General features: G+C 67.5%; 23 protein-coding genes and 1 pseudogene. 17 read left to right on the top strand and 7 right to left on the bottom strand.

The window, feature by feature from the left end:
• Positions 1–57: 57 nt before the first annotated feature.
• Positions 58–741 (top strand): annotated as a pseudogene (locus I6H87_RS02200) (Fe2+-dependent dioxygenase).
• A gap of 43 nt (positions 742–784) precedes the next feature.
• On the opposite strand, the gene I6H87_RS02195 reads toward I6H87_RS02200, so the two are convergent.
• Positions 785–1,093 (bottom strand): hypothetical protein, encoded by a 309-nt coding sequence (locus I6H87_RS02195; protein ID WP_010809219.1) that lies wholly within the window; start codon positions 1,091–1,093, stop codon positions 785–787.
• A 158-nt stretch (positions 1,094–1,251) separates the two neighbouring features.
• On the bottom strand, positions 1,252–2,700 hold the full coding sequence (pdxR, locus tag I6H87_RS02190) for a MocR-like pyridoxine biosynthesis transcription factor PdxR (RefSeq protein ID WP_011614811.1): 1,449 nt from the start codon (positions 2,698–2,700) through the stop codon (positions 1,252–1,254).
• 142 nt (positions 2,701–2,842) lie between these two features.
• Between pdxR and I6H87_RS02185 the strand changes: the two genes are divergently transcribed.
• From I6H87_RS02185 to I6H87_RS02165, 5 genes are all read left to right on the top strand, one after another.
• Complete coding sequence (locus I6H87_RS02185) at positions 2,843–3,286, top strand: carboxymuconolactone decarboxylase family protein (protein ID WP_010809217.1); 444 nt, start codon at positions 2,843–2,845, stop codon at positions 3,284–3,286.
• Positions 3,287–3,422: 136 nt separating this feature from the next.
• Positions 3,423–4,865 carry a DUF2252 domain-containing protein gene (locus I6H87_RS02180; protein WP_062804640.1) on the top strand — a complete coding sequence of 481 codons (1,443 nt, stop codon included), beginning with the start codon at positions 3,423–3,425 and terminating at the stop codon, positions 4,863–4,865.
• 32 nt (positions 4,866–4,897) lie between these two features.
• The gene (locus I6H87_RS02175) at positions 4,898–5,209 is read left to right on the top strand and encodes a hypothetical protein (RefSeq protein WP_010809215.1); all 312 of its coding nucleotides are present in this window, start codon (positions 4,898–4,900) and stop codon (positions 5,207–5,209) included.
• A gap of 157 nt (positions 5,210–5,366) precedes the next feature.
• Positions 5,367–6,269, top strand: a complete 903-nt coding sequence (lpxO, locus tag I6H87_RS02170) for a lipid A hydroxylase LpxO (RefSeq protein ID WP_010809214.1) — start codon at positions 5,367–5,369, stop codon at positions 6,267–6,269.
• Between the two features lie 90 nt (positions 6,270–6,359).
• The gene (locus tag I6H87_RS02165) at positions 6,360–6,614 is read left to right on the top strand and encodes a putative hemolysin (protein WP_041687227.1); all 255 of its coding nucleotides are present in this window, start codon (positions 6,360–6,362) and stop codon (positions 6,612–6,614) included.
• An 11-nt stretch (positions 6,615–6,625) separates the two neighbouring features.
• Here I6H87_RS02165 and I6H87_RS02160 read toward each other — a convergent pair whose 3' ends face one another.
• Both I6H87_RS02160 and I6H87_RS02155 read right to left on the bottom strand, forming a co-directional pair.
• On the bottom strand, positions 6,626–8,131 hold the full coding sequence (locus I6H87_RS02160; RefSeq protein WP_011614815.1) for a sensor domain-containing diguanylate cyclase: 1,506 nt from the start codon (positions 8,129–8,131) through the stop codon (positions 6,626–6,628).
• Between the two features lie 152 nt (positions 8,132–8,283).
• Positions 8,284–9,720: an aminotransferase-like domain-containing protein gene (locus tag I6H87_RS02155; RefSeq protein WP_010809211.1), complete on the bottom strand. Its 1,437-nt coding sequence runs from the start codon at positions 9,718–9,720 to the stop codon at positions 8,284–8,286.
• Between the two features lie 176 nt (positions 9,721–9,896).
• Between I6H87_RS02155 and I6H87_RS02150 the strand changes: the two genes are divergently transcribed.
• Both I6H87_RS02150 and I6H87_RS02145 read left to right on the top strand, forming a co-directional pair.
• Positions 9,897–10,268, top strand: a complete 372-nt coding sequence (locus I6H87_RS02150; RefSeq protein ID WP_010809210.1) for a hypothetical protein — start codon at positions 9,897–9,899, stop codon at positions 10,266–10,268.
• 67 nt (positions 10,269–10,335) lie between these two features.
• On the top strand, positions 10,336–11,961 hold the full coding sequence (locus tag I6H87_RS02145) for an NAD(P)/FAD-dependent oxidoreductase (protein ID WP_010809209.1): 1,626 nt from the start codon (positions 10,336–10,338) through the stop codon (positions 11,959–11,961).
• Here I6H87_RS02145 and I6H87_RS02140 read toward each other — a convergent pair.
• On the bottom strand, positions 11,958–13,223 hold the full coding sequence (locus I6H87_RS02140) for a TIGR03862 family flavoprotein (RefSeq protein WP_011614816.1): 1,266 nt from the start codon (positions 13,221–13,223) through the stop codon (positions 11,958–11,960). The two genes, I6H87_RS02145 and I6H87_RS02140, sit on opposite strands and share 4 nt — an antisense overlap.
• A gap of 90 nt (positions 13,224–13,313) precedes the next feature.
• Between I6H87_RS02140 and I6H87_RS02135 the strand changes: the two genes are divergently transcribed.
• Positions 13,314–13,889, top strand: a complete 576-nt coding sequence (locus I6H87_RS02135; protein WP_011614817.1) for a DUF1415 domain-containing protein — start codon at positions 13,314–13,316, stop codon at positions 13,887–13,889.
• Here the strand turns inward: I6H87_RS02135 and I6H87_RS02130 are convergent, their stop codons facing one another.
• Together I6H87_RS02130 and I6H87_RS02125 are read right to left on the bottom strand one after the other, a co-directional pair.
• The gene (locus I6H87_RS02130; protein ID WP_011614818.1) at positions 13,890–14,732 is read right to left on the bottom strand and encodes a class I SAM-dependent methyltransferase; all 843 of its coding nucleotides are present in this window, start codon (positions 14,730–14,732) and stop codon (positions 13,890–13,892) included.
• 514 nt (positions 14,733–15,246) lie between these two features.
• Positions 15,247–15,543, bottom strand: coding sequence for an ArsR/SmtB family transcription factor (locus I6H87_RS02125; RefSeq protein ID WP_010809205.1), 297 nt, complete (start codon positions 15,541–15,543; stop codon positions 15,247–15,249).
• A 431-nt stretch (positions 15,544–15,974) separates the two neighbouring features.
• Between I6H87_RS02125 and I6H87_RS02120 the strand changes: the two genes are divergently transcribed.
• The 8 genes from I6H87_RS02120 to I6H87_RS02085 are packed head-to-tail and all read left to right on the top strand — an operon-like array spanning position 15,975 to position 24,112.
• On the top strand, positions 15,975–16,268 hold the full coding sequence (locus I6H87_RS02120) for a Flp family type IVb pilin (protein WP_010809204.1): 294 nt from the start codon (positions 15,975–15,977) through the stop codon (positions 16,266–16,268).
• Between the two features lie 52 nt (positions 16,269–16,320).
• Positions 16,321–17,850, top strand: coding sequence for a pilus assembly protein TadG-related protein (locus I6H87_RS02115; RefSeq protein ID WP_011614820.1), 1,530 nt, complete (start codon positions 16,321–16,323; stop codon positions 17,848–17,850).
• Positions 17,851–17,908: 58 nt separating this feature from the next.
• Positions 17,909–18,670 carry a hypothetical protein gene (locus tag I6H87_RS02110; RefSeq protein WP_010809202.1) on the top strand — a complete coding sequence of 254 codons (762 nt, stop codon included), beginning with the start codon at positions 17,909–17,911 and terminating at the stop codon, positions 18,668–18,670.
• Position 18,671: 1 nt separating this feature from the next.
• Positions 18,672–19,397, top strand: coding sequence for a hypothetical protein (locus I6H87_RS02105; RefSeq protein ID WP_011614822.1), 726 nt, complete (start codon positions 18,672–18,674; stop codon positions 19,395–19,397).
• A gap of 4 nt (positions 19,398–19,401) precedes the next feature.
• Positions 19,402–19,575, top strand: a complete 174-nt coding sequence (locus tag I6H87_RS02100) for a hypothetical protein (protein WP_010809200.1) — start codon at positions 19,402–19,404, stop codon at positions 19,573–19,575.
• A 42-nt stretch (positions 19,576–19,617) separates the two neighbouring features.
• A complete protein-coding gene (cpaB, locus tag I6H87_RS02095) occupies positions 19,618–20,649 on the top strand; it encodes a Flp pilus assembly protein CpaB (protein WP_011614823.1) in 1,032 nt (343 codons plus the stop codon).
• Between the two features lie 54 nt (positions 20,650–20,703).
• Entirely contained in the window at positions 20,704–22,245 is a 1,542-nt protein-coding gene (locus I6H87_RS02090; RefSeq protein WP_231881392.1) for a type II and III secretion system protein family protein, read from the top strand.
• A 7-nt stretch (positions 22,246–22,252) separates the two neighbouring features.
• Complete coding sequence (locus I6H87_RS02085; RefSeq protein WP_010809197.1) at positions 22,253–24,112, top strand: TadA family conjugal transfer-associated ATPase; 1,860 nt, start codon at positions 22,253–22,255, stop codon at positions 24,110–24,112.
• The last annotated feature ends 2 nt before the right edge of the window (positions 24,113–24,114 follow it).

Here is a 24,114-nt window from a genome sequence, read left to right as displayed (position 1 = left end):
TGCCGCGCTTCCCATACAATGTGCACCTGCCCGATTCATCCCGACATTATTGCCATCATGATGCTGCAGATTCCCGACGTACTGTCCAAGGCGCCAGGTGGCGCAAGTCCGGCAGGTCGTCGACGCGGCGGCGTGGGCCGACGGCAATGAGACCTCGGGCTACCAGTCGGCGCTGGCCAAGCGCAACCTGCAGTTGCCGGAGGGCTCGCCGCGGCGCGCCAGGTGGGCGACCTGATCCAGGACGCGCTCGGCAACAACGCGCTGTTCTTCTCGGCGGCGCTGCCGCTGAAGGTCTATCCGCCGCTGTTCAACCGCTATGAAGGCGGGCATACCTTTGCCAACCATGTCGACAACGCGATCCGCTACCTGCGCGGCACCAGCTTCCGTATCCGCTGCGACCTGTCGGCGACGCTGTTCCTGACCGAGCCAGACGAATACGACGGCGGCGAACTGGTGATCGAGGACACCTACGGCCAGCAGCGCGTGAAGCTGCCGGCCGGGCATATGGTGCTGTACCCGGCCACCAGCATCCACCACGTGACGCCGGTCACGCGCGGGGCGCGGGTGTCATCGTTCTTCTGGATCCAGAGCATGGTGCGCGACGATGGCCAGCGCGCGCTGCTGTTCGAGCTGGACGCGCGTATCCGCCAGGTGGCGCAGGAACTCGGCCAGGCGCATGAATCGGTGATCGGCCTGACCGGGGTTTATCACAACCTGCTGCGCCGCTGGGCGGACTCCTGAACTCCGGCGGCGCTGCATCCCGTCAGCCAGCAAGCAGGCGCGGCTATCCGTCGCGCCGTCGCTGCATCTGCAACAGTTCGATCGGAGAGGGCTGGATGCGCCGCCGCGCCGGGCGCAGCGCGCGGTTGGGCCACAGCACGTAGTTGGTGTGCGGATCCAGCGGCTTGCCGAAGTACGAGACCCAGACCTGTACGCCGTGCTCGGTTTCGGCAACGATGGCCGCGACGGCGCGCGCCGCGGCGGAAGGGGACTTGAGCAGTTCCGCCAGGGCTTCGACGCCCTGCACGACATGGTGCTTCACCCCGGCAAACCATGCGTACTGACGCATGGCGGACAACAAACGCTTGGTCATGAACGCGACTCTGGTTGTGTGGAAAGTGCGAATGAGACCCGCACGCTTCCGGTTTGTTCACGTCGGTTTGCGAAATACCAGCATGACAGCGGCGCCATGTCGCTGTGATGGCATGCGCGTGGCATGCGTCACCTGGTATCGCTCCTGTGCGGCCCGCATCACGTGGCGTGCGCCGGCTCAGGTACCAGTGCAGAGAGTACCATTGCCAGCCGGTCCAGGGCAGGATCGATATCCAGCAGGTCGATGGCGCCGAAGCCCAGCAGCAGCCCCGCGCAGGTAGCAGGGGGCGTGGCATAGCAGGGATCGAGCGTGGCAAGTGCCAGGCCGGCCAGGCGCGCAGTCGAGACCAGTGCCTCGGACGCCACCGGCACGCGCAGCCGCGCCGCCAGGTGGAAGCCCGCCATTGCCGGCAGCGGCTCCAGCCACGGCGACAGGTCGCCGTGCAGCCGCGCCAGCAGGCGGGCGCGGCGCTGGGCGTGGCGCGCGTGCGAACGCCGGATATGGCGCAGCAGGTGACCCTCGGACAGGAAGCGCGCCAGCGCCTGCTGGATCAGCGTCGGCGTGTACCAGTCCATCAGGTGCTTGACCTTGCGCGCGGCCGGCATCAGCCAGGGCGGCACCACCAGGTAGCCGCAGCGCAGGTTGGCCACCAGCGTCTTCGAGAACGTGCCGAGGTAGACCACGCGGCCATGCCGGTCCAGCGTCTGCAGTGCGTCCAGCGCCTGGCCGCCGTAGCGGAATTCGCTGTCGTAGTCGTCTTCCAGGATCACCGCGTGGCGGAGTGCCGCCCAGTCCAGCAGCGCCTGGCGCCGCGCCAGGCTCATCGGCACGCCCAGCGGCGACTGGTGCGATGGCGTGACATAGACCAGCGTGGCATCGTTCGGCAGCGCCTCCACCACCAGCCCTTCACCATCGACCGGCACTGGCACCACCCGTGCGCCCAGCCCCTGGAACAACGAACGCGCCATCGGATAGCCGGGATCCTCCATCGCCACCACGGCGCCGGGCCCGAGCAGCAGCCGGGCCAGCAGGTCGATGCCCTGTTGCGCGCCGCCCGTGACCAGGATGTCGGTCGGCATGCTCTGCACGCCACGCGTGAAGGCGATATGGCGGGCAATGGCCTGGCGCAGCACCATCTCACCGGCCGGATCGGCGACGCCGGGCGGGCGCTGGCGCTCGGCGGCCAGCGCCGCGCGCACGCAGCGCGACCAGGCTTCATGCGGAAAGCGCGTGGTATCGGCCTGCCCCGGCTGGAACCCAGAGCGCGCGCCGCCGCCGGAGTCCAGGAACGGCGTCGGCACCGCCATCCAGCGCTGCACGGCAGGCGGCAGCACCGGCGCCGCCGCCATGCGCATGGCCGGGCGGGCCAGCCCCTCGGCCACATAGGTGCCGTCGCCGACGCGCGCGTGCAGCCAGCCTTCGGCCACCAGTCGTTCATACGCCGTGGTCACCGTCTTGCGCGCCACGCCCAGCTGGGTGCCAAGCAGGCGCGTAGGCGGCATGCGTGCGCCGGCCTCGAGCCGGCCGCCCTGGATCGCGTCGCGGATCTGGTGGACGATCTGCGCGGTCAGGTCGCTGGCTTGGTCCAGGGCGAGATGCAGTTCCATAAGGTACGCGTCGGTCAGGATTGGTCTACTGATTCTGCCGGAAATTGGCAGTGTGCGGGGCCAATCGATGGGTCTATCTTTCATCCCAACGGGCGCGACACCAGTGCCCGCCGAATCCAACCTGTCAAAGCGGAGATCGATCATGGAAGAACGGATGAACTGGCAAGACGTGGCCCCTGACGCCTACAAGGCAATGATTGGCCTGGAGGTCTATCTGGCACGCTGCTCGCTGGAGACCACGCTCAAGGAACTGGTGAAGATCCGCGCCTCGCAGATCAACGGTTGCGCGTTCTGCCTGGACATGCACATCACCGATGCGCGCAAGCATGGCGAAAGCGAGCGCCGCCTGAACCTGCTGCCGGCCTGGCGTGAAGTGAGCTGGTTCACCCCGCGCGAGCGCGCCGCGCTGGCGTGGACCGAGGCGCTGACGCTGCTGCCGCAAAGCCAGGCGCCGGATGCGGACTACCAGGACTTGCGAGAGCAATTCTCGGAAAAGGAAATGGCCGACCTGACGCTGCTGATCTCGGCCATCAATGCATGGAACCGCTTCGGCGTCGGTTTCCGTCGCCAGCCGCCTGCGCTCTGAGCCACGGCGCACATCCGCCCGACCCCAGCCTGACCCGCGCCGTGGCCTGCCGATTGACAAGCCGCGGCGCAGTGCATTAGCTTCTGTTGCAGATGCTGCACAAATGGCAACCGCCGGCGGCGCCGGCATTGGGGGCATGGTGGCGACACGTCAGGAGGGCGGGCAAGCCGTGGCCAAGGGTACTGTCGAGGCCCGGCGCGAGCGCGGCAGGGCCGCCCGCCAGCAGGTGCCGCGCGGTGCGCACGAGGCCATCGGCAACGTCGACCGCGACCCCGTCGAACTGCTGGAAATCAGCAGCCAGGGCCGGGTTGAGCGGCTGGTGCCGCTGCGCTACGGCCGCATGATCCAGTCGCCGTTCGCGTTCTACCGCGGCAGCGCCATCCTCCAGGCCCACGACCTGGCCGGCACCGCGGATTCCGGCCTGCATATGCAGATCTGCGGCGACTGCCACCTGGCCAACTTCGGCGGCTTTGCCACGCCCGAGCGCGCGCTGCTGTTCGACCTCAACGATTTCGACGAAACCAGTCCCGGTCCGTGGGAATGGGACCTCAAGCGCCTGTGCGCAAGCTTCGTGGTGGCGGCACGCCACCTGCGGCACAAGTCCGCTGTGGCCGAAGACATGGTGCGCGAGGCGGTGGGCAGCTACCAGCGCCGCATGCTCGCTTATGGCGAAATGGGCATGCTCGACACCTGGTACGACCGCATTACCTTCGAGCGGCTGCTCGAAGAAGACACCTTGCCCGAAGTCCAGAAACGCATCCGGCGCGGCATGGAGCGCGCCGCCGACCGCACCCACGAGTCGCTGCTGCCCAAGCTGGCCGAGCGCATCGGCGACCGCTGGTCGATACTCGATGCGCCGCCGGCGATCTTCCACGTGCGCGGCGAGCAGACGCTGTTCGGGCCGGACGACGACTGGCTGGCCGCCAGCGACGCGGACCTGGCGCTGGACCAGGCCTACCAGGACTACCTGTCCACGCTGGCCGCCGACCGGCGCCGGCTGCTCGGCCATTTCACGCGCCATGACCTGGCCTTCAAGGTGGCCGGGGTGGGCAGCGTGGGCAAGCGCTGCCTGGTGCAGCTGCTGGTGGACCAGCATGACAAGCCGCTGTTCCTGCAGGTCAAGGAGGCCACCAGGTCGGTGGTGGCGCGTTACTTCAAGAGCGCGCCGACCGCGCACGAGGGCCGCCGCGTGGTCGAGGGCCAGCGGCTGATGCAGGCCGCGAGCGACCTGTTCCTCGGCTGGACCAAGGGGCCGTTCGGGCGGCACTTCTATCTGCGGCAGCTGCGCGACATGAAGCTGTCGGCACAGATCGAGCTGATGGACGGCGAGCTGCTCGGCCGCTATGCCTCGCTGTGTGGCTGGGTGCTGGCGCGGGCGCACGCCAAGGCCAGCGGACTGGCCGCCGAGGTCAGCGGCTACCTGGGCCGCAGCGACCGCATGGCCGAGGCGATGGTAGGCTATGCCAATGGCTATGCTGACCAGGTCGAGCGCGACTACGATCAGTTTGTCGCCGCGTGCCGTTCGGGGCGCCTCGAGGCGCGCACCGATGCCGACATGGCTGCTGATTTCCGCGTGTAGCCCACGCGCCTTGCCTGGCCAGGAGTCTGCCCATGACAGAAGACACCCTGCTGCAACTGATGACGGAAGTCGAGAAGGAAGACCCCATCGACTACGCCGACCTGCCGTTCGACGACGCTGCGCTGCGCCGGCTGGCGTGCCGGCTGATCGCCGAGCGCTCCAGCGAGATGGAGGCGTCCGGCCTGCCGGTGGAAGCGCTGCTGGCCACGATGTGGGCCTCGACAGCCAAGCTGGTGCTGGAAAACCTGGTGCTGAACGCGCGCTTGCTGAGGCTGCAGGGCCTGCCCGACGACGCCCAGGCGCTGATCGAGCGCATCGCGCGGCAGTCGCGCGGCGGGGCCTGAACGCGCCAGCCTGACTTCCCGGCCCGCACCGCGGGCCATGTGCCGCAATCGTCTCAAGCTGCGGCGGCTCTGCCGTTTCGCTAAAATACGCGTTTTCACCCAGCCGGTCCGCGCTGTGACTGACACGCGGCGGAGGCGGCTGACCAGGAGGATTTCGGTGATCAAGTGGATTATCGTCGCGGGCTACCTCGGTGCCGTGCTGTATGTGCACTTCCGCGGCAAGGTGCGCCTGCGCATCTGGCGCCAGCTGCTGGACCATTCGGCCCTGGTGGCCCCGATCAACTGCTTCATGTATGCGTTCTCGGGCGTGCCCCGCACGCCGTACATCCCGGTCGACAATTTCCCCGACCTGGAAAAGCTGCGCGCCGCCTGGCCCGAGATCCGCGACGAAGGGCTGGCGCTGACCGCGATGCGCAAGATCAAGGCAGCGGACAAGAACGACGACGCCGGCTTCAATTCCTTCTTCAAGTACGGCTGGAAGCGCTTCTACCTGAAGTGGTACGAGGCCCAGCACCCGTCGGCCGAGCAGCTCTGCCCCAAGACCGTGGCGCTGCTGCGCGAGCTGCCCACGGTGAAGGCGGCGATGTTTGCCGAGCTGCCGCCGGGCGGCAAGCTCAACCCGCACCGCGACCCGTTCGCCGGCTCGCTGCGCTACCACCTGGGCCTGGCCACGCCGAACGACGACCGCTGCTTTATCGAGGTCGACGGCGAGCGCCACAGCTGGCGCGACGGTGAGGGCGTGGTCTTCGACGAAACCTACCTGCACTGGGCCGAGAACCGCAGCGATGCCAACCGGCTGATCCTGTTCTGCGATATCGAGCGCCCGATGCGCTACGGCTGGGCTGCGAAGTTCAACCACTGGATGGGCCGCAAGGTCATGACCGCGGCCAGCTCGCCCAATGACGAGCACGACCAGACCGGCATGATCAACCGGCTGTTCCGCTTTGTCTGGCTGGGCGGCCAGTATCGCCGCCGCTTCAAGGCCTGGAACCGCCAGCTTTACTACGTCACCAAGTTCGGCCTGATCGTGCTGGGCGTGGGGCTGATCGTCTTCCTGTAAGAAGCAAAATCCGGCGGTTTGCTCCCCTCTCCCGCAGGCGGGAGAGGGGAGCAAACAATGGGCCCGTTTCTTTTCCTCGCGGAGATCCCGATGCGCACCCGTATTGCAGTGTTGCTGGCCTTCGCTGTCGTTGGCGCGGCCGCTTGCAGCAACACCCCGGCAGAGCGCCCGGGGAGCGCCCAGACAATCGGCAAGCCCAACCCCGCCTCCGTCAACTGCACGCAGCGCGGCGGCAAGCTGCAGATCGTGTCGACCCCGGCCGGCCAGTCCGGCATCTGCATCTTCCCGTCAGGCAAGCAATGCGAGGAGTGGGCGCTGATGCGCGGCGAATGCACGCCGGGCTGAGCCGCCAGGCTTCAATCGCGGCGGCGTTCGTTGGCCAGCGTGGTGTAGTAGTCGCGCTTGGCTTGATACATGCGGCTGTCGGCCAGCTTGACGACCTCATTCAGCCGGTCGCCCTGCAGACAGGTGGCGTGGCCGATGGAAAGGCTCAGGCGTGTGCCCGGGTAGAACTGGTTGTTCAGCTCCACCACCTTGCCGATCTGCTCGACCACCGTGGCGGCGCCGCGCTCGTCGCGCCCGGGCAGCAGGATCATGAACTCGTCGCCGCCGATACGCGCCACGCAGGCCTGCTCGCCCACCGCCTTCTTCAACACCTCGCCGGTGCGGCGCAGCAGCCCGTCACCGTCGGCATGGCCGAACTGGTCGTTGACCACCTTGAGGCCGTTCAGGTCCACCGCCACCACGCTGACCGGCCACGGGCCCTTGCGGCCCAGCCGCGCCAGCTCGTCCTCATAGTAGGCGCGGTTGTAGAGCTTGGTCAGCACGTCGTGCTTGCCCAGGAACTCGACATAGGCTTCTGCCTTCTTGCGCGCCGTGATATCGGTCAGCGACACCAGCACCTGGTCCCAGTCCGCTTCCCGCCCGGGGAATACCGACCACTGCATGAAGACGTCCACGGCGCGGCCATCGAGCGCGTAGTTGATGACTTCGCGCTGCTGCCACAGCTTCTCGTGCCAGAGGTCGATCAGCTGCTCGGCAAAATGGATGCGCATGTCGTCGCGGAACACATCGCCCAGCCGCGACAGCAGGGCCTGCTTGCTGTCCGCGCCGAACATCTGCAGCGTCTGCTGGTTGACGTCGAGCACTCGGATCTCCTGCATGCAGCGTGAGACAAAGTCCGGATGCACGTTGAGGAAGGTGCGGAAGTCGGTGATGCCGGCGCCGCGCACTTCATCGAGCAGCACCTTGACCGCGCTGAAGTCCTCTACCCACAGCGACACCGGCGAATGCTCGAACAGTCCCAGCGCATACTGCTCGCTGCGGCGCAGTTCACGCTCGGTGCGCATGCGCGGGGTGATGTCCCTGATCGACAACAGCACGCGCTCCCAGGTATCTTCGTGGCCCGGCAACACCGTGGCCTCCAGCTGGATATCGAGCCGCTCGCCATCCAGCGCGTAGTTGACGGTCTGGCTGGCGAAGCGATTGCCGCCGTCCCACAACTGGCCGAGCTCCTCGACATGCTGGTCGAGCATGTCGTCGCGGAAGACTGTGTCGAGGTTGGCCACCAGGTCGTCGAGATCGGCTGCCCGGAACAGCTCCAGCGTGCGCTGGTTCACGTCGATCACGCGGATCAGCGCCGAGCACTGCGCCGCTTGCCGCGGGTCCGCGCGCAGGTGGGCGCGCAGGTCGGTGACACCTTCCTTGCGCAGTTGCGCAAAATACTCGCGCACGGCGCTGAAGTCTTCCAGCCACAGCGAGACAGGTGCCAGTTGGAACAGGGTTTGATAGTCGTCCAGGTTGTTGCCGGCAGGGTTGCCGGCACTCTTGCCGACGGACGTTGCCGCGGATGCACTGCTCAAGGCTTTTCTCCTTCTTCTTTTTCCCGTGGTGCACGGCGCCCCGTGGTCGGTCTTCGCCCCCGGAGACCAGCCGGGCCGCCCCTGCGCACCAGCGCATTAGCATAGGCGAGGCGCAGGCAAAAGGGGAGGGATATTGCAGGCAGGCGCCAGGGCTAGCCCGCCAGCCGCTGCACGATGGCGGCCAGCGTGCCCAGCGCCCGCTCGATCTGCGCCGAGCGCGGCGTGCCGCAGTTGACGCGCAGGCAGTGGTCGAAGCGGCCGGCGTTGGAGAACATCACGCCCGGCATCACGCGGATGCCGGCCTGCAGCGCCTGGTCGAACACCGCCTCGGACGATATCTGGGCGGGCAGTTCCACCCACAGGTGCATGCCGCCGCGCGGGGACCCCAGCCGCGTGCCGGCGGGAAAGCTTGCGGCGATGGCCTGCGCGAACCATTCGCGCTGCGCGCACAGCCGGGTGCGCAGCCGGCGCAGGTGGCGGTCGTGCGCGCCGGAAGCCAGGAAGTCGGCGGCCGCCATCTGCGACAGCATCTCGTTGGGCCGCGACAGGCCGAACTTGAGCATTTCCACGCGCGCCTGCCATTTGCCGGCGGCGATCCAGCCCAGGCGCATGCCGGGCGCCAGCACCTTGTGCAGCGAAGCGCAGTGGATCACGTTGCCGCTGCCATCCCAGGCCTTGGCCGCGGCCGGCGGCGCATCGCTGTCGGCGGTGGCCGAGAAGCAGTCGTCCTCGATCAGCGCGATGCCGCGCGCTTCGCACCACTGCACCAGCCGCGCCTTGTGCGCGTCCGGCATGATGCAGCCGAGCGGGTTCTGCAGGTTGGGCACCACCGCCACCGCACGGATGTTGTCGTAGTGCTGCGCGGCCAGCTCCAGCGCCTCCAGCGAGATGCCGGTCTGGGGGCTGCACGGGATCTCCAGCGCGCGCATGCCCAGGCTTTCCAGGATCTGCAGCAGGCCGTAGTAGGTCGGCGATTCCACCGCGATCACGTCGCCCGGCCCCGCCACCGCGCGCAGCGCGAGGTTGAGCGCCTCGGTGCAGCCGTTGGTGATGACGATTTCTTCCGGCGCGAGCTGCACGCGCGCCCGCAACGCCTGGCGCGCCAGCGCGGAGCGCAGCGGCTGGTAGCCCTCGGGCTCGACCGCTTCGCCGAACAGCATCGGATGCCGGCGCAGCGCACGGGTCGCGGCGCTGCGCAGCGCCTCGGTCGGATACAGTGACGGCGCGCAATAGGCGCCGCCCAGGTTGGTATGCACATGCTGGTGCTGGCCACGCGCCAGCAAGCCGGAAATGCGCTGGTGGATGCCGACATACTGCGCCGGATCAGGCAAGGCCGCGGCCGGCTCGGCCAGCGCCGCCAGCGGCGAACGCAGCGGTGCCGCGACGAAATAACCCGAGCGCGGCCGCGCTTCCAGCAAGCCGTCGCTCTCGAGCTGCCTGCATGCCTGCAGCGCGGTGGACAGGCTCACACTGTGCAGCGCCATCAGCGCGCGCACCGACGGCATGCGGTCACCGGCGGCGAGCGTTCCGGATTCGATGGCGCGGCGGTAGTGGCCGGCAACCTGGCGGTAGAGCGGGGCGGATTCCATTGGGGCCATCGTGGCGCGGTTGGCCGCATCAGTACAGATACAGAAGCGGGGCGACTGTATCGTAACAGGGCTGAATTCGCATGGCTGTTCCGGTCCAGGCGGTTCCGCGGTGTGCCTGCCGCGGCTGAGATCAGGTCGATAGGCTGGAGTCCTGTGCCTGTTACCGGAGTCCTGCCATGCAAAGCGATCTCAACGACACATCAACCGTGGTACCGCTTCTGGCCGGCCAGTGCCTGCGCCTGCGCGTGGCGGCGGGCACCGTGCTGCATGCCGGCGCGGGTGAACTGGAGCTGGCCGGGCCGCCCCAATGGCTGGCCGAGACCTGCTACGTACCGCGGCGGCGCCTGCGCGCGGGCGATACGTGGACCGTGCCCGCGCGCGGCTGGCTGACGCTGTCGGCAAGCCGCGCCGGCGCATTGTCGATCACTGACCCGCCGGGCTGGCTGCCCCGGCTGCAAGCCTGGCTGGCGTTGTCCTGGCGCCGCACCGGCCCGGCCCGCCAGCCCGAATCCCGCCAGATTCCCGACTCCGCGCCCGAAAGCCTATAAAATTGCGCTCCGGCCGGCCTGGCACATTGGTGTGCCCAACCCCCCGGCCGCAGTTCTCGGGTTCCCCATGCTACGTCTAAGTGAAGTCAAACTCCCGCTCGACCATACCGAAAGCGACCTGGACGCCGCCGTGCGCACCAGCGCCGCGCAGATCGGCGTCAAGGGAGACGCCCTGATCGGCTATACCGTGTTCCGCCGTGCCCACGATGCGCGCAAGCGCTCGGATATCAAGCTCACCTACATCATCGATATCGAGGTCGGCGACGAGGCCGCGGCAATCAAACGCATGGCCGGCAAGCCGAACTGGAGCGTGACGCCCGACATGGCGTACCACTTCGTCGCGCGCGCGCAGGCGGGCAGCTCGCATCCGCGCCCGGTGGTGATCGGCATGGGCCCGTGCGGCCTGCTGGCCGGCCTGATCCTGGCGCAGTCGGGCTTCCGCCCGATCATCCTGGAGCGCGGCAAGGAAGTGCGCGAGCGCACCAGGGACACCTTCGGCCTGTGGCGCAAAAGCGTGCTCAATCCGGAATCGAACGTGCAGTTCGGGGAAGGCGGCGCGGGCACGTTCTCGGACGGCAAGCTGTACAGCCAGATCAAGGACCCCAAGCACTATGGCCGCAAGGTGCTCAACGAGTTCGTGCGCGCCGGCGCGCCGGAGGACATCCTGTACAAGGCGCGCCCGCACATCGGTACCTTCCGGCTGGTCAGCATGGTCGAGAAGATGCGCGCCGAGATCATCGAACTGGGCGGCGAGATCCGCTTCGAGACGCGCGTCGACGATATCGACATCGACAACGGCCAGGTGCGCGGCCTGAAGCTGTCCAGCGGCGAATACCTGGAAGCCGACCACGTCATCATGGCGGTCGGCCACAGCGCGCGCGACACCTTCGAGATGCTGCACAGGCGCGGCGTGTTCATGGAGGCCAAGCCGTTCTCGCTGGGTTTCCGCATCGAGCATCCGCAGGGGCTGATCAACCGCAGCCGCTTCGGCAAGTTCGCCGGCAACAAGCTGCTGGGCGCGGCCGATTACAAGGTCGTGCATCACTGCAGCAACGGGCGGTCGGTGTACAGCTTCTGCATGTGCCCGGGCGGCACGGTGGTGGCGGCTGCGTCAGAGCCGGGCCGAGTGGTGACCAACGGCATGAGCCAGTACAAGCGCGCCGAGCGCAACGCCAATGCCGGCATCGTGGTCGGCATCACGCCCGAGGACTATCCCGGCGGCCCGCTCGCCGGCATCGAATTCCAGCGCAAGTGGGAAGAGCGCGCGTTCGAGCTGGGCGGCAGCAACTACTGCGCGCCGGGCCAGCTGGTGGGCGATTTCATCGCGGGACGGCCGTCGACGTCGCTGGGTTCGGTCGAGCCCTCGTACAAGCCCGGCGTGACGCCGACCGACCTGAGCACGTCGCTGCCTGACTACGTGATCGCGGCGATCCGCGAGGGCATTCCCGAGATCGACAAGAAGCTGCCTGGCTTTGCCCTGCATGATGCCGTGCTGACCGGGGTGGAGACGCGCACCTCGTCGCCGCTGCGCATCCGCCGCAACAACGATGACTACCAGAGCATCAATGTGAAGGGCCTGTACCCGGCGGGCGAAGGCGCGGGTTATGCCGGCGGCATCTACTCCGCGGCGATCGACGGCATCGAAGTGGCCGAGGCGGTGGCGCTCAGCATCGTCGGCGGCAAGGCCGCCTAAGCCTGCTGCAGGTAAGCCGCGGCGCCGAGCGCTGCGGTGCGCCCGCTGGCAAAGCACGCCGTCAGCAGGTAGCCGCCGGTGGGTGCCTCCCAGTCCAGCATCTCGCCGGCGCAGAACACGCCCGGCAGCGCGCGCAGCATCAACCCTTCATCCATCGCCTCGAAGCGCACGCCACCGGCGCTGCTGATCACTTCGTCGATGGGCCGCGGGCGCAGCAGCCGCAGCGGCAGCGCCTTGATCGATGCGGCCAGCGTGCCGGCATCGTGCATCGCTTCCTTCGACAGGCATTCGCGCAGCAGTCCGGCCTTGACGCCGGTGAGGCCGAGCCGGCTTTGCAGGTGGCTCGACAGCGAGCGCGCGCCGCGCGGATGCGTTACCTGCGCGCTGACATGTTCGGCGCTATGCGCCGGCAGCAGGTCCAGGTGGATGGTGGCGCCGCCATCGGCCTCGATGCGGTCGCGGATCGGCGCGGACAGCGCGTAGACCAGGCTGCCTTCGATGCCGGTCGCGCTGATGACGAACTCGCCCTGGCGGTAGTGCGCTTGCCCGTCGCGGTCGGTCAGGGCGATGGCTACTGGCTTGACCGGCTCGCCGGCAAAGCGCGCCGCAAACGCTTCGCTCCACGCCACATCGAAGCCGCAGTTGGCAGGCCGCAGCGGCGCAATCTCGACGCCGCGCTCGGCCAGCCGCGGCACCCACGCACCATCCGATCCCAGCCTTGCCCAGCTGGCACCGCCCAGCGCCAGCACCACCGCGCGTGCCTGCACGACCATTTCACCGTGCGGCGTGGCAAAGCGCAGCGCATGCTGCGCGCCCTCGTCCCAGCCCAGCCAGCGGTGACGCATATGGAACTGCACGCCGGACTCGCGCAGGCGGTGCAGCCACGCGCGCAGCATCGGCGCGGCCTTCATGTCGGTCGGGAAGACGCGGCCGGAACTGCCGACGAAGGTCTCGATGCCAAGCCCGTGCACCCAGTCGCGCAGGGCCTGCGGGCCGAAGCCCGCCAGCATCGGCGCGATCTGTGCGGTGCGGGCGCCATAGCGGCCGAGGAAGGCCGGCTCCGGCTCCGCGTGGGTCAGGTTCATGCCGCCCTTGCCGGCCATCAAAAACTTGCGCCCGACCGACGGCATCGCGTCGTAGACGGCCACGCTGGCACCTTGCGCCGCCAGCACTTCGGCCGCCATCAGGCCGGCCGGACCGCCGCCGATGACGGCAACGTCGACGCTGGCTTGGGAAGGGGAGGAAGTGGCGGAAGAGGGCATCAGGAGGCTCGGCAGGGGGCGGGGTGTTTCCGCCGCGGATTATAGAGCCTGCGGCAGCGCTAGAATGACGCTTTGCCGCGCATCGCCATCATGACCTCCGCCACTCACTCCGCAGACACCGTCATCGCCGCCACCCGCCACTGGCTGGAGCGCGCCGTGATCGGGCTCAACCTGTGCCCGTTCGCCAAGAGCGTGTATGTGAAGGAGCAGGTGCGCTACGCGGTCAGCACCGTCACCGAAGCGCCGGACGTGATGGACGACCTGGAGCGCGAACTGCGCCTGCTGGCAGACGCCGACCCCGACCAGATCGACACCACGCTGCTGATCCTGCCGGATGCCGTGGCCGATTTTCTCGACTTCAACGACCTGCTGTATTTTGCCGAGCGCCTGCTCGGCAGCCTCGGGCTGGAAGGCACGCTGCAGATCGCCAGCTTCCATCCGCAGTACCAGTTTGCCGGGACCGAGCCGGACGATATCGAGAACTACACCAACCGCGCCCCGTATCCGATCCTGCACCTGCTGCGCGAGGACTCCATCGCCCGCGCGGCGGCGGCGTTCCCGGATGCGGCGGATATCTACGAGCGCAACCAGGCCACCATGCGCCGCCTGGGCCACGAGGGCTGGCAGCGCTGGATGGCGGGCGAGGACGAGCCCGGCAAAGGCTGATTACGCAGCCGACACCGGCGCGGTGAAGAAGCGCTCGCGCATCTCTTCCAGCCCCAGTCTTTCCAGCACCTCTTCCAGCCGCTCGGCCGGGCGGCGGCGCGGCAGGTCCTTGTACTGCGCGATGATCAGCTCGTTTTTCATCGAGTGTTCCCAGCCCACCAGCTCGGTCACGCTGACCTGGTAGCCATGCGCCTCCAGCTGCAGGCAGCGCAGCACATTGGTCACCTGGCTGCCGAACTCGCGCGTGTGCAGCGGGTGGCGCCAGATTTCCGTCAGCGGATTACCCGCCAGCAGCTTGCCCTTGTGCTTGCGCAGCACGCTGGCCACCTCGGCCTGGCAGCACGGCACCAGCACGATATGGCGGGCCTGCTTGGCCAGCGCAAAGCGGATCGCGTCGTCGGTCGCGGTATTGCACGCATGCAGCGCGGTGACGACGTCGACGGTGGGCGGCAGCTGCGGCGAGGTGATCGAATCCGCCACCGACAGGTTCAGGAACGACATCCCAGCAAAGCCCAGCCGCGCAGCCAGCGCCTGCGAGGTCTTCACCAGTTCTTCACGGGTTTCGATGCCGAAGATGTGTGAGTCGTCCTGCAGCGCCTTGAAGAACAGGTCGTAGAGGATAAAGCCCAGGTACGACTTGCCGGCGCCGTGGTCCACCAGCGTGACGCGGCCGCGCTCGGCCTTGACCTCCTGCAGCAGCGGTTCGATGAACTGGAACAGGTGGTAGACCTGCTTGAGCTTGCGCCGGCTGTCCTGATTCATCTTGCCGTCGCGCGTCAGGATATGGAGTTCCTTGAGCAGTTCGATGGACTGGCCGGGGCGGATTTCGTGGGTATTTGACATGAGGGGGACTGCGCAGGCTGCGGGACGCGGCGCGTCCCGGAATGCCGACAGTTTACCGAAAAGTCCCGCTTGGTCCCCGAGTGACGCTGGCCTCACCGGTGCGGGGCGCGGTGTGGTTGGCGCTTTCGCATCGCCGGCACGGACTCTCGGCGGGCTCGATCGAGCTTGCGAGCTGCTGTCGGATAAATGGTAAAAGTATTAAAAATGCTGCATTGTTACCGTCACGGGATGCCTGCGTTTCTCCGGGCGTCTGCCGCTCGGCTCCGGCGAAAGCGCGGCAAATGGTCAGAAACCGCCTGCCTTGGCCACCAGCGGCGGCGTGTCGCATCTGGATCAAGGCTGAATTCCGAAATCGGCAATGATCCTGAAACAACATAATTGACACGATTTGTGTCATGAATTCGAAATACGCAAATTTGGCAGACGGGATTGTCGGGATGAGGTGCCGGGCTGGCGGCGCAGGCCCGCGCGGCGGGACGTCCGGCGGCGCGGCGCGCCGCCGGAACAGTGCCCTCTACTGCAGGGAAGCGCATTTCCCGCCAAGAAATGCGAGGACTGAGGAAATGCCGTCGGTGGTGGCGGAGTAAATCATGAACCGCCCTTGCTGGCGGCTTTTAACCAACCCCGTCCTGACCAATTCCTTCAAATGGAATGTTACGGAAGAGGGAGTTAAATCGGAAGATGCGGAGATAATACCTGCCGGTATTCCTTCCGGTCCGGAATCGGCGAGCAGTAAAAATATCCTGAGCCGATTTTCCTGTGCTAACGCCCCCAGTATTTCCACTGCATTCTTTATATCCAGTTCTGCCATTTTTTTGCTTCTTTATTTTATGCCGCGGGCAGCTGGCAGGGGCGGTATGACTGCCCCGGTTCGCCTTGAAGTCCAGCAGGCAGGCCGCATGCGGCCTGCCGCCCGTGGCGCGGCTTGTCATCCGTAAATCAACGCTCAACAGCACCCCATTGCTGGCAATGTGCCGGTTCCGAGAATAGTTCGTATAACCTCCGCCCATTGTGAAGGATTACTTTTTGTTACATTCGGGGGAGTCCCTGGTAGGGTTATTTCAACGCTATTAAAAATATTGAAATTATTCCTCTTCGGCCCTAAGGAACCTTTTGATAGCATGCACGCCGCTGCTGCCGGATAACCGTTCGCATCAGTGTTTTCCTTTACATATGGCTTCCATATGAGGCGCCTTTCATATGGCGCAACCGTTTCTGTGCATTCCCATGGAAGGAGTCGTTATGACATTCGCAAATCTGCGCCGCAAGGCGCGTCAGCAAGGTCAGGGCATGACCGAATACATCATCATCGTGGCACTGATCGCCGTGTCCGCGATCGGCGTCTATGCCATGTTCGGCCAGACCATCCGCAACCAGACCGCGGGCCTCGCCCAGGAAATGGCCGGCAAGAACTCGGCATCCAAGCAGGCCATCAAGCAAGCCGGCAGCGCCGCGGACGATGCCAGCTCCAAGGCCAACCAGGGCAAGGGGCTGAACAACTACAACGTCGGCAACGACACGGGCAAGAACAACTAAGCGGCATCGCCGCCAGTTGCTCGCTGCGCTCCAGCACTCGCGATCCCGGAACATGGGCAAAACAGGTCTTGCGCATCGACGCAGCCGTCCCGGCCAGCGCGGTCAGGCACTCGCCTTCGCGCTGGTGTTCCTCGCCATCGGCGGGCTGGCCCTGTATCTCGCCTTCAACGCGAGCCAGCTGACCAGCGCCAAGACCAAGCTGCAGAACACGGCGGACGCAGCGGCCTATAGCGCCGCGGTGCTGCAGGCGCGCGACTACAACTTTGCCGCCTACGCGAACCGCGCGATGGTGGCCAACCAGGTGGCCGTGGCCCAGGCCGTGAGCCTTAAGTCGTGGATCGACGAGCTGAAGGGCACCTACACGGAAAACACCTGGATCGACACGCTGGTCAAGATCTTCTCCGACGGGCAGTTGCTGTGGACCACGCCCAAGCAACTGGGCAAGGCCGCGATCACGCCGGTGCGATCCGCCCTGAACACGCTGCTGCCGCCGCTGGTGACCGGGCTTGATGACATCATCGCCGCGCTCAGCATGGCGCAGCGCGCCTACCACGCGGGCACCATCGCCGCGGTACCGCTGGTGACCGACGAAGTCGCCAAGCGCAACCAGCCGGATTCGACGGTCAGTTCCGGCTACTTCTTTGGCCCGCGCTATGGCGTTCAGCTGGCCCGCTGGACCAAGTTCACCACCGTGACTGATCCGCAGAATCCCAAGCAGGGTTCGGCCACCGGCAAGGACCGCTTTGCCGACGTCACCACCGACGGCACCACGCTCGACGGCTTTTTGAAGGACCGCGGCTCGCCGCGCTCGCCGACGGCGGTCCCCACTGCCTACAAGGGCTGCAAGGGCGCGGTGGTGGCCATCATGGTGACCGTCGTCACGCATGATGGCGGCACGCATCTGCGCCGCGACAAGAAGGGCTGGGAAGCACTCGATGCCTCGCAGGCCAACGGCACGCTTGCCTGTGTCTGGGCCACGCCGGCCGGCCCGGTCGGGTTTGCGATTCCCACGGTGTCCAGTGTCGGGCGCGGCGGCGCGGCCAATGGCCCGGGCGGGCGCTATTCGGGCCGCTCCGGCTATGGCGGCTACAGCAACTTCGGCGGTTCGCTGCTGAACCCGCTGACGCTGATCGCCGCGCAGATGCAGTACTCGTCGGGCCCGGGCAAGACCCTGCACAACAAGCCCGCGGGGCTGCAGGAGTACGCCGACCTGAGCAACCAGCCCAAGCCTGGCACCGGGCCCGTGGACGATTTCAACCGCGCGCCCTCGATCACGATCGAGGCGCAGCGCCAGGACACTTCAGTCGTCACCAGTTCGCGCGTGCTGCCGGGCGGAGATCGCCTGACGCTGGACGGGCGCATGGCCGGCGGCATGATGCGCGCGCTGGCCAGCGGCAGCGCGTACTTTATCCGCCCGACCGACAGCGGCGGCATGGCGGGTGCGCTGCGCAGCGCGGCGGGGTGGCGGCGCGCCGATTCGCGCATCGAATACCCGAGCCTCTTCAATCCGTACTGGCAGGCATCGCTGACGCAGACCAGCGATCTCGAACGCGTTGCCGCGATCGCGGCACAGGGCAACTGAGGGAGCGGACATGCGCATGCGCAGGCCAGCCAGGCCGAACCGGGCAGCCGGACAGGCAATGATCGAATTCGTGATCGCCGCGATGACGGTGCTCGGCGTGCTGTTTCTCGGCATGGCGATGCTGGGCAAGTTCAGCGACGTGCGCAACAAGGCGCTGATGGCCTCGCGCTATGCCGGCTGGGAGCGCACGGTCTGGACCGTCGACCCGGGCTGGCGCGCGTCGCACGGCAGCTTCGCCAGCAAGGGCGACGAAGAGATCCGCAGCGAATTCGTGCAGCGCGTGCTGGGGCACGACCAGGCCGCGCTGGCGTCGAGCGACCGCACCGCGCGCCGCCTGCCCGGCGGCATGGCGCCGATGTGGAAGGACCATGCCGGCGTCGACATGCTGCGCAACTATGCCGACGTGACCCTGGGCAGCGGCGTCGACGAAACCCCGGCAGCCACGCTCAAGCCGATCACGGCTGCCATGGGTGCGGCCAACGCGGTCAGTGCCGGCTTCGACCTGGCCACGCGCAACCTCTACCGGGCCGAGGTGGGGTTGTCCGTCGCCGGCGACAACGCGGCCCTGCGCGCGCTGTGGCCGGGCTGGACCGGCTTCGGCATGCAGGACCACACCGTGCTGCTGACCAACGCCTGGACGCCCGAGGGGCGCAACGGCACGCTCGCCGTGATCAAGGAAGCGGTGCCCACCAGCAAGGGCGGCGTGATCGACACCGCGCTGACCGTCGGGCTGGCCGCCTTCGGGCCGGAAATCCTGAAACTGGACCTGGGCCGCATCCAGCCCGACGTGGTCCCCGCCGACCGCCTGGGGAGCCGCTGAGATGAAAGCCTGCATGCATGGCGTGCTGATGCGCTGCCTGGCCGCGCTGCTGCCGGCCGCGCTCGCCTGGTCCGCGGCGGCAGCGACCGCGACGGACTGCACGCGGCAGCCGGTTGCGCCTGCCAGGGCGCATGCGGTCGGCACCGACATGGTGGTCAACGGCCTGCCCACGCGGGTGCTGACGATGGAGTTCGCCGGCACCGCCGAAGCGGTCTCGGACGCGTGGCGCCAGTACTGGACGCGCGAAGGCGTGCCGGCGCGCGGGCAGCGGGCCGGCGGCCAGTACGTGCTGAGCGCGATCGACGGGCTTTGCCACTATGTGCTGTCGCTGGAGCCCAGGCCCGCGCCGGGCGGGCATGTGGCGGGCATCTTCTCGGTCAGCAAGCTGGCGCCGGTGGCGTCCGGCACCGGGCTGGGCGACCTGGGCCTGCCGCCCGGCGCCAAGGTCCTGTCGGATGTCCAGAGCACGGACCGCGGCCAGCGCGGGCGCACCCTGGTGGTCCGGCTGCCCGGCAACGCGCAGGCGGCGCGGCAGCGCGCCGCCGAGCGGCTGGCGGCGCAGGGCTGGAGTTCGGTGGTGCAGATGCCCGCGCCCGTGGCCGACGGTTCGGGCCGCATCGAGGGCCTCACGCTGGCCATGCAGCGGCAGCAGGAACGCATGGATGCCACCTTTGTCGACCGCGCCGGCCAGACCGACGCGGTGATCACCGTGGCGCGGCCGGAGTAGCGCGATGGCAATCCGTAGCAGGCGCCAGCGCGGGCAGGCCGCGTTCGAATACATCGTCATCACGCTGCTGGTCGTTGCCGTGCTGGTCGCCGGCGGCGACAACTCGGTCATCAGCATGCTGGCCGCGGCGTTCAGGTCCTTCTTTCAGGCATACAGCTTTTCCCTGTCACTTCCCTGACGCACCGCCAGCGGGCGGCGTCTGGCTACTGCAAGCACATTCATGCTGAAGAAAATCAAGATTCATTCAATCATCGGGAATCCCTGGGTCGTCCTCGTCATCGCCGTGCTGGTCGCCGGCCTGCTGACACTGTGGATCTACCACTTCCTGAGCGGGCGCGAAGCGGCACTGAAAGAGCAGCTGGCCGCGCAGCTGAACGAGGGCCGCCGCGTGGCTGTCATGGTGCCGGTGCGCAACGCCGCGCCGGGCACGGTGATCGACGGCAATGGCTTCGCGGCACGGGAGATTCCGGCCGACCTGGTCTACGAAGACATGATCCTGGCGAGCAGCTTCGACAAGGTGGCGAACCTGCGCCTGGTGCGCCAGGTGCGGCAGGGCCAGCCGGTGCGGCGTGCCGACGTTGAAGCGCTGCAGTCGCGCGATTTCTCCGACCTGCTCAAGCCCGGCAAGCGCGCCTTCACCATCGAGGTCGACATGGTCAACTCGACGGCCAAGATGCTCAAGCCTGGCAACCATGTCGACCTGTTCCTGATCAGCTCCACCTCGCCCACTGCGGCAGGCACCGACAAGCAGACCGCGCGGCTGCTGATGTCGGACATGCTGGTGCTGGCCACCGGCCAGGACGTGCGCCCGCGCGACTATGGCGAAGCCATGGCGGCGCAGGCCGCGGAAGGCGCGGAGGGCGTGGACACCAACCCGGATTACGACAGCCTCACGCTGATGGTGTCGCCCGAACAGGCGGCGCGGCTGGCGCTGGCGCAGAAGGTCGGCAGCCTGCGCGCGGTGCTGCGCAATGCGGCCGACAAGACCGCGACCCCGCAGATCGCGGTCAGCGAGCACGCGCTCTTCGCCGGTGGCGACGAAGCGGCCATCGAATACATCGTCGGTGGCCGTTCCGCGGGCGCCAACATGATCTCCAAGCTGCCTACCGCGCAGGACATCGGCAACGCCATTTCTTCGGCGCTGGCCAATGGCGGGTCCATGGGCGGTTCCGCGGGCGGCATCGCCCAGGCCCAGCAGGGCGCCGTTGCCAACGCCGCCAACGCCATGGCGGGCCGGCCGGCCTCGCGTTGAGCGCGGCGGTGCACGACATCGGATTATCCAGAACACCAACTGACGGAACACGCAATGGATGGGTCTTTCGCGCAGCGCGGCGGCATCGCCGGGCGCCTGCAGGCGGTCACGGTACACGGAGCACCGGACGGGAAAACGGGTAAGGGGGCGCGCCATGCGGTGCGCGGGGGTATGGCAGCACTGGCGGCAGCAGCGTTGGCCTCGGGAGCCTGGGCCGCCGAGCCCGTGACCACCGCGGCCCGCACAGGCGCGCAGCCGCCGTCGTACGAGCTGCCGGCGCGCTTTGGTGCGATCGAGCTGTTCAAGGGCGAGGTGCGCGCGCTCGAGGTGCCGGGCACCATCAGGCGCGTGGCCATCGGCAATGGCGCGCTGGTCAGCAGCACCGTGGTCGACGGCCGCCTGCTGCTGCTGGCAGAGGAGATCGGCACCACCAGCCTGATCGTCTGGAACGAGCGCGGCGTGGCGCTGCAGGGCAAGCTGCGCGTGGCGCCGGCCGATACCGCCGACGTGGCCCAGCGCCTGCGGGCGTCGCTGGGCAGCGTGCGCGGCCTGAAGATCGAGGTGGTCGGTCCCAGCGTGGTGCTGTCGGGCATCGTCGATCCGCAGATGGTGCCGCTGATCAAGACCGCCACCTCGGGCCTGGACAGCGTGGTCAACCTGGTGCGCGCCGACGAGGGCGATGCGCTGAAGAAGACCGTGCACTTCAAGGTGCACATCATGGAGATCACCCGGCGCGGCATGGAGAAGCTTGGCATTGCCTGGCAGCAGAGCTTCAACGGCCCGCAGATCGCGTTCGCGGGCAATCCGGTGCACACCGGGCGCTATCGCACGCTGCCGTCCACCGATGCGGCCACCTTCACCGATACCCCGAGCCAGGTGGCCGGCGCCGCCAGCGGCTTCTATCTCGGCATTGCCACGACCATCTTCTCGCGCATCAACCTGGCCATTTCCGATGGCGATGCCTACGTGCTCGCCGCGCCGGAGCTCAACAGCAAGAGCGGCGGGCTGGCCACCTTCCTGGCCGGCGGCGAAGTGCCGATTCCCAAGGCCGGCGCGTTCGGCACCACCGACGTCGACTACAAGCCGTACGGCATCAAGCTCAACATCCGCCCGGCGGTGAACGTCGACAATGTCATCTCGACCACGCTGGAAACCGAGATCAGCCAGATCGACCCGTCGGTATCGTTCGGCGGCTTCCCGGCCTTCCTGACGCGCCGCACCACCTCCGAGACCTCGATCCGCGCGGGCGAAACGCTGGCGATCTCGGGGCTGGTCAATGCCGACGCATCCAAGGCCGTCGACAAGGTGCCGCTGCTGGGCAGCATCCCTATCCTCGGGCGATTGTTCCGTTCCGACGAATTCCGCAACAACAAGAGCGACCTGGTGATCTTTGTCACCCCGGTCGTCTATGACCCGGCCAGCCCGGAGAACGCCGCGCTGCTGCAGCGTGGCGCGGATGTCGATGCCAACTACCGCCACCGCTTCGGCGAGCCAAGCCCGCTGCCCGCTGCGAATGCCGTGCGTGAGCAGGAAGTGATGGAGCAGAAGCGGCCGCCGCTGCCCCCGCCCGGCGTCGATCCGATGAACGGAGGCTGATCCGGCCATGCTCAATATCCGCCTGCAGCAGCGCAATGGCAGCGCCGAGGTGATCCATGTGAAGGGGCCGGGCTGTACCATCGGCAAGGATCCCGGCTGCGACATCGTCCTCAAGGGCCTGCTGATCGGCAAGGTCCACGCCCGCATCGAAGGACACAACGGCGGCTGGTATATCGAGGATCAGGGCGGCATTGCCTCGACGCTGATCAATGGCGACCCGGTCACGCGCTATGGCCCGCTGGCGGCGGCCGACCAGATCGAGATCGGCGGCTTCGTGCTGTCCGTCGTGGCCGAGCCGGGGCGAGCGGGAGCGGGCGTGGCGGCGCAGCCATCGCCGCAGCAGCACCACGCCCAACCACCACAGGATGCCGCGGCGCCTCAACCGGTGGTGCCGGTGCCCATGCCTGTGCCGCCTCCGTCGCCGCCGCGGGAGGCGGTGACCCTGTCGCCATCGCCCCAGGCAAGCGTGCCGGTGCCGCGCGAAGCGGTGCCCGCACCCAGGCCGCCGGCACCTGCGCCGAAGCCAGCGCCGGTGGCCGCCAAACCTGCGCCGGTGGCGCCGCTCGACGAGGCCTTGCGCGCACCCATCAACTCGCCGCGCGGCGTGGAACTGCGCAAGCAGGCGCACCAGCGCCTGATCGCTGCGCTCGACCTGCGCCGCGTCAACGTCGCGCGCATGGCCGAGGACGAGCTATGCGAACTGGTCGGCTCGCTGCTCGACGACATCCTCAAGGAGAGCGTGTTCCGCAGCCAGGAGATCCCGCTGGACGCGCTCAAGCAGAGCGTCTTTGACGAAGTGATCGGGCTGGGTCCGCTCGAAGAGCTGCTGGACGATGACGCGGTCTCGGAAATCATGGTCAACTGCCATGACGAGATCTTTGTCGAGCGCGCCGGCAGGCTGACGCGTTCGCCGGTGATCTTTACCGACGACCGCGCCGTGTTGGGCGCCATCGAGCGCATCGTCGCGCCGCTGGGACGGCGCATCGATGAAAGCTCGCCGATGGTCGATGCGCGCCTGCCCGATGGCTCGCGCGTGAACGCGGTGATCCCGCCGCTCGCCCTCAAGGGGCCGAACATCACCATCCGGAAGTTCTCGCGCAAGAAGCTCAGGGGCGAAGACCTGGTCGGCTTCGGCTCGCTGTCGCCCGAGATGCTGGAGTTCCTGCGCACCGCCGTGGAGCGGCGCGCCAATATCGTGATCTCCGGCGGCACGGGCTCAGGCAAGACCACGCTGCTGAACGTGCTGTCCAGCTTCATCCCGGATGACGAACGCATCGTCACGGTCGAGGATGCGGCCGAGCTGCAGCTGTCGCAGCCCAACCTGGTGTCGCTGGAGGCGCGGCCGCCCAATATGGAAGGCAAGGGCGCGGTGACGATCCGCGACCTGGTCAAGAACTGCCTGCGCATGCGCCCGGACCGCATCGTCGTCGGCGAATGCCGGGGCGGGGAAGCGCTGGACATGCTGCAGGCCATGAATACCGGCCATGACGGCTCGCTGACCACGGCCCACGCCAACTCGCCGCGGGACTGCCTGTCGCGTCTTGAGGTGATGACGCTGATGGCGGGGCTGGACCTGCCGGTGCAGGCCATTCGCGAACAGGTCTGCTCGGCGGTCGACGTGATCGTGCAGCAGACGCGCTTCTCCTGCGGTTCGCGGCGCGTGACGCATATCACCGAGGTCAGCGGCATGGAAACGGGCGTGGTGCAGCTGCAGGACGTGTTCATGTTCCGCGAGGAAGGCTACGGTGCCGACGGCAAGGTCAAGGGGCGCTATGTCGCGACCTCGTATATCCCGGATTTCTACCAGGACCTGATCCGGCGCGGCATCCAGGTCAATACGGGCATCTTCACCGCCCGCGACGAGTAAGG

The organism is Cupriavidus necator, assembly GCF_016127575.1.
Taxonomy (GTDB): Bacteria; Pseudomonadota; Gammaproteobacteria; order Burkholderiales; family Burkholderiaceae; genus Cupriavidus; species Cupriavidus necator_D.
The sequence above is the reverse complement of the archived record's forward strand: the minus strand, read 5'-3'. Positions and strand labels throughout refer to the sequence as shown.

Bases quoted from the DNA above. Each gene is read 5' to 3' on its own strand.
- pdxR (WP_011614811.1), bottom strand. From the start codon at position 2,700: ATGGAACTGCATCTCGCCCTGGACCAAGCCAGCGACCTGACCGCGCAG.
- I6H87_RS02105 (WP_011614822.1), top strand. From the start codon at position 18,672: ATGAAAGCCTGCATGCATGGCGTGCTGATGCGCTGCCTGGCCGCGCTG.
- I6H87_RS02165 (WP_041687227.1), top strand. From the start codon at position 6,360: ATGCGCACCCGTATTGCAGTGTTGCTGGCCTTCGCTGTCGTTGGCGCG.
- I6H87_RS02100 (WP_010809200.1), top strand. From the start codon at position 19,402: ATGGCAATCCGTAGCAGGCGCCAGCGCGGGCAGGCCGCGTTCGAATAC.
- I6H87_RS02110 (WP_010809202.1), top strand. From the start codon at position 17,909: ATGATCGAATTCGTGATCGCCGCGATGACGGTGCTCGGCGTGCTGTTT.
- I6H87_RS02150 (WP_010809210.1), top strand. From the start codon at position 9,897: ATGCAAAGCGATCTCAACGACACATCAACCGTGGTACCGCTTCTGGCC.
- I6H87_RS02125 (WP_010809205.1), bottom strand. From the start codon at position 15,543: ATGGCAGAACTGGATATAAAGAATGCAGTGGAAATACTGGGGGCGTTA.
- I6H87_RS02145 (WP_010809209.1), top strand. From the start codon at position 10,336: ATGCTACGTCTAAGTGAAGTCAAACTCCCGCTCGACCATACCGAAAGC.
- I6H87_RS02090 (WP_231881392.1), top strand. From the start codon at position 20,704: ATGGATGGGTCTTTCGCGCAGCGCGGCGGCATCGCCGGGCGCCTGCAG.
- cpaB (WP_011614823.1), top strand. From the start codon at position 19,618: ATGCTGAAGAAAATCAAGATTCATTCAATCATCGGGAATCCCTGGGTC.
- I6H87_RS02120 (WP_010809204.1), top strand. From the start codon at position 15,975: ATGACATTCGCAAATCTGCGCCGCAAGGCGCGTCAGCAAGGTCAGGGC.
- I6H87_RS02175 (WP_010809215.1), top strand. From the start codon at position 4,898: ATGACAGAAGACACCCTGCTGCAACTGATGACGGAAGTCGAGAAGGAA.
- I6H87_RS02085 (WP_010809197.1), top strand. From the start codon at position 22,253: ATGCTCAATATCCGCCTGCAGCAGCGCAATGGCAGCGCCGAGGTGATC.
- I6H87_RS02140 (WP_011614816.1), bottom strand. From the start codon at position 13,223: ATGCCCTCTTCCGCCACTTCCTCCCCTTCCCAAGCCAGCGTCGACGTT.
- I6H87_RS02155 (WP_010809211.1), bottom strand. From the start codon at position 9,720: ATGGAATCCGCCCCGCTCTACCGCCAGGTTGCCGGCCACTACCGCCGC.
- I6H87_RS02130 (WP_011614818.1), bottom strand. From the start codon at position 14,732: ATGTCAAATACCCACGAAATCCGCCCCGGCCAGTCCATCGAACTGCTC.
- I6H87_RS02135 (WP_011614817.1), top strand. From the start codon at position 13,314: ATGACCTCCGCCACTCACTCCGCAGACACCGTCATCGCCGCCACCCGC.
- I6H87_RS02195 (WP_010809219.1), bottom strand. From the start codon at position 1,093: ATGACCAAGCGTTTGTTGTCCGCCATGCGTCAGTACGCATGGTTTGCC.
- I6H87_RS02180 (WP_062804640.1), top strand. From the start codon at position 3,423: ATGGTGGCGACACGTCAGGAGGGCGGGCAAGCCGTGGCCAAGGGTACT.
- I6H87_RS02185 (WP_010809217.1), top strand. From the start codon at position 2,843: ATGGAAGAACGGATGAACTGGCAAGACGTGGCCCCTGACGCCTACAAG.
- I6H87_RS02115 (WP_011614820.1), top strand. From the start codon at position 16,321: ATGGGCAAAACAGGTCTTGCGCATCGACGCAGCCGTCCCGGCCAGCGC.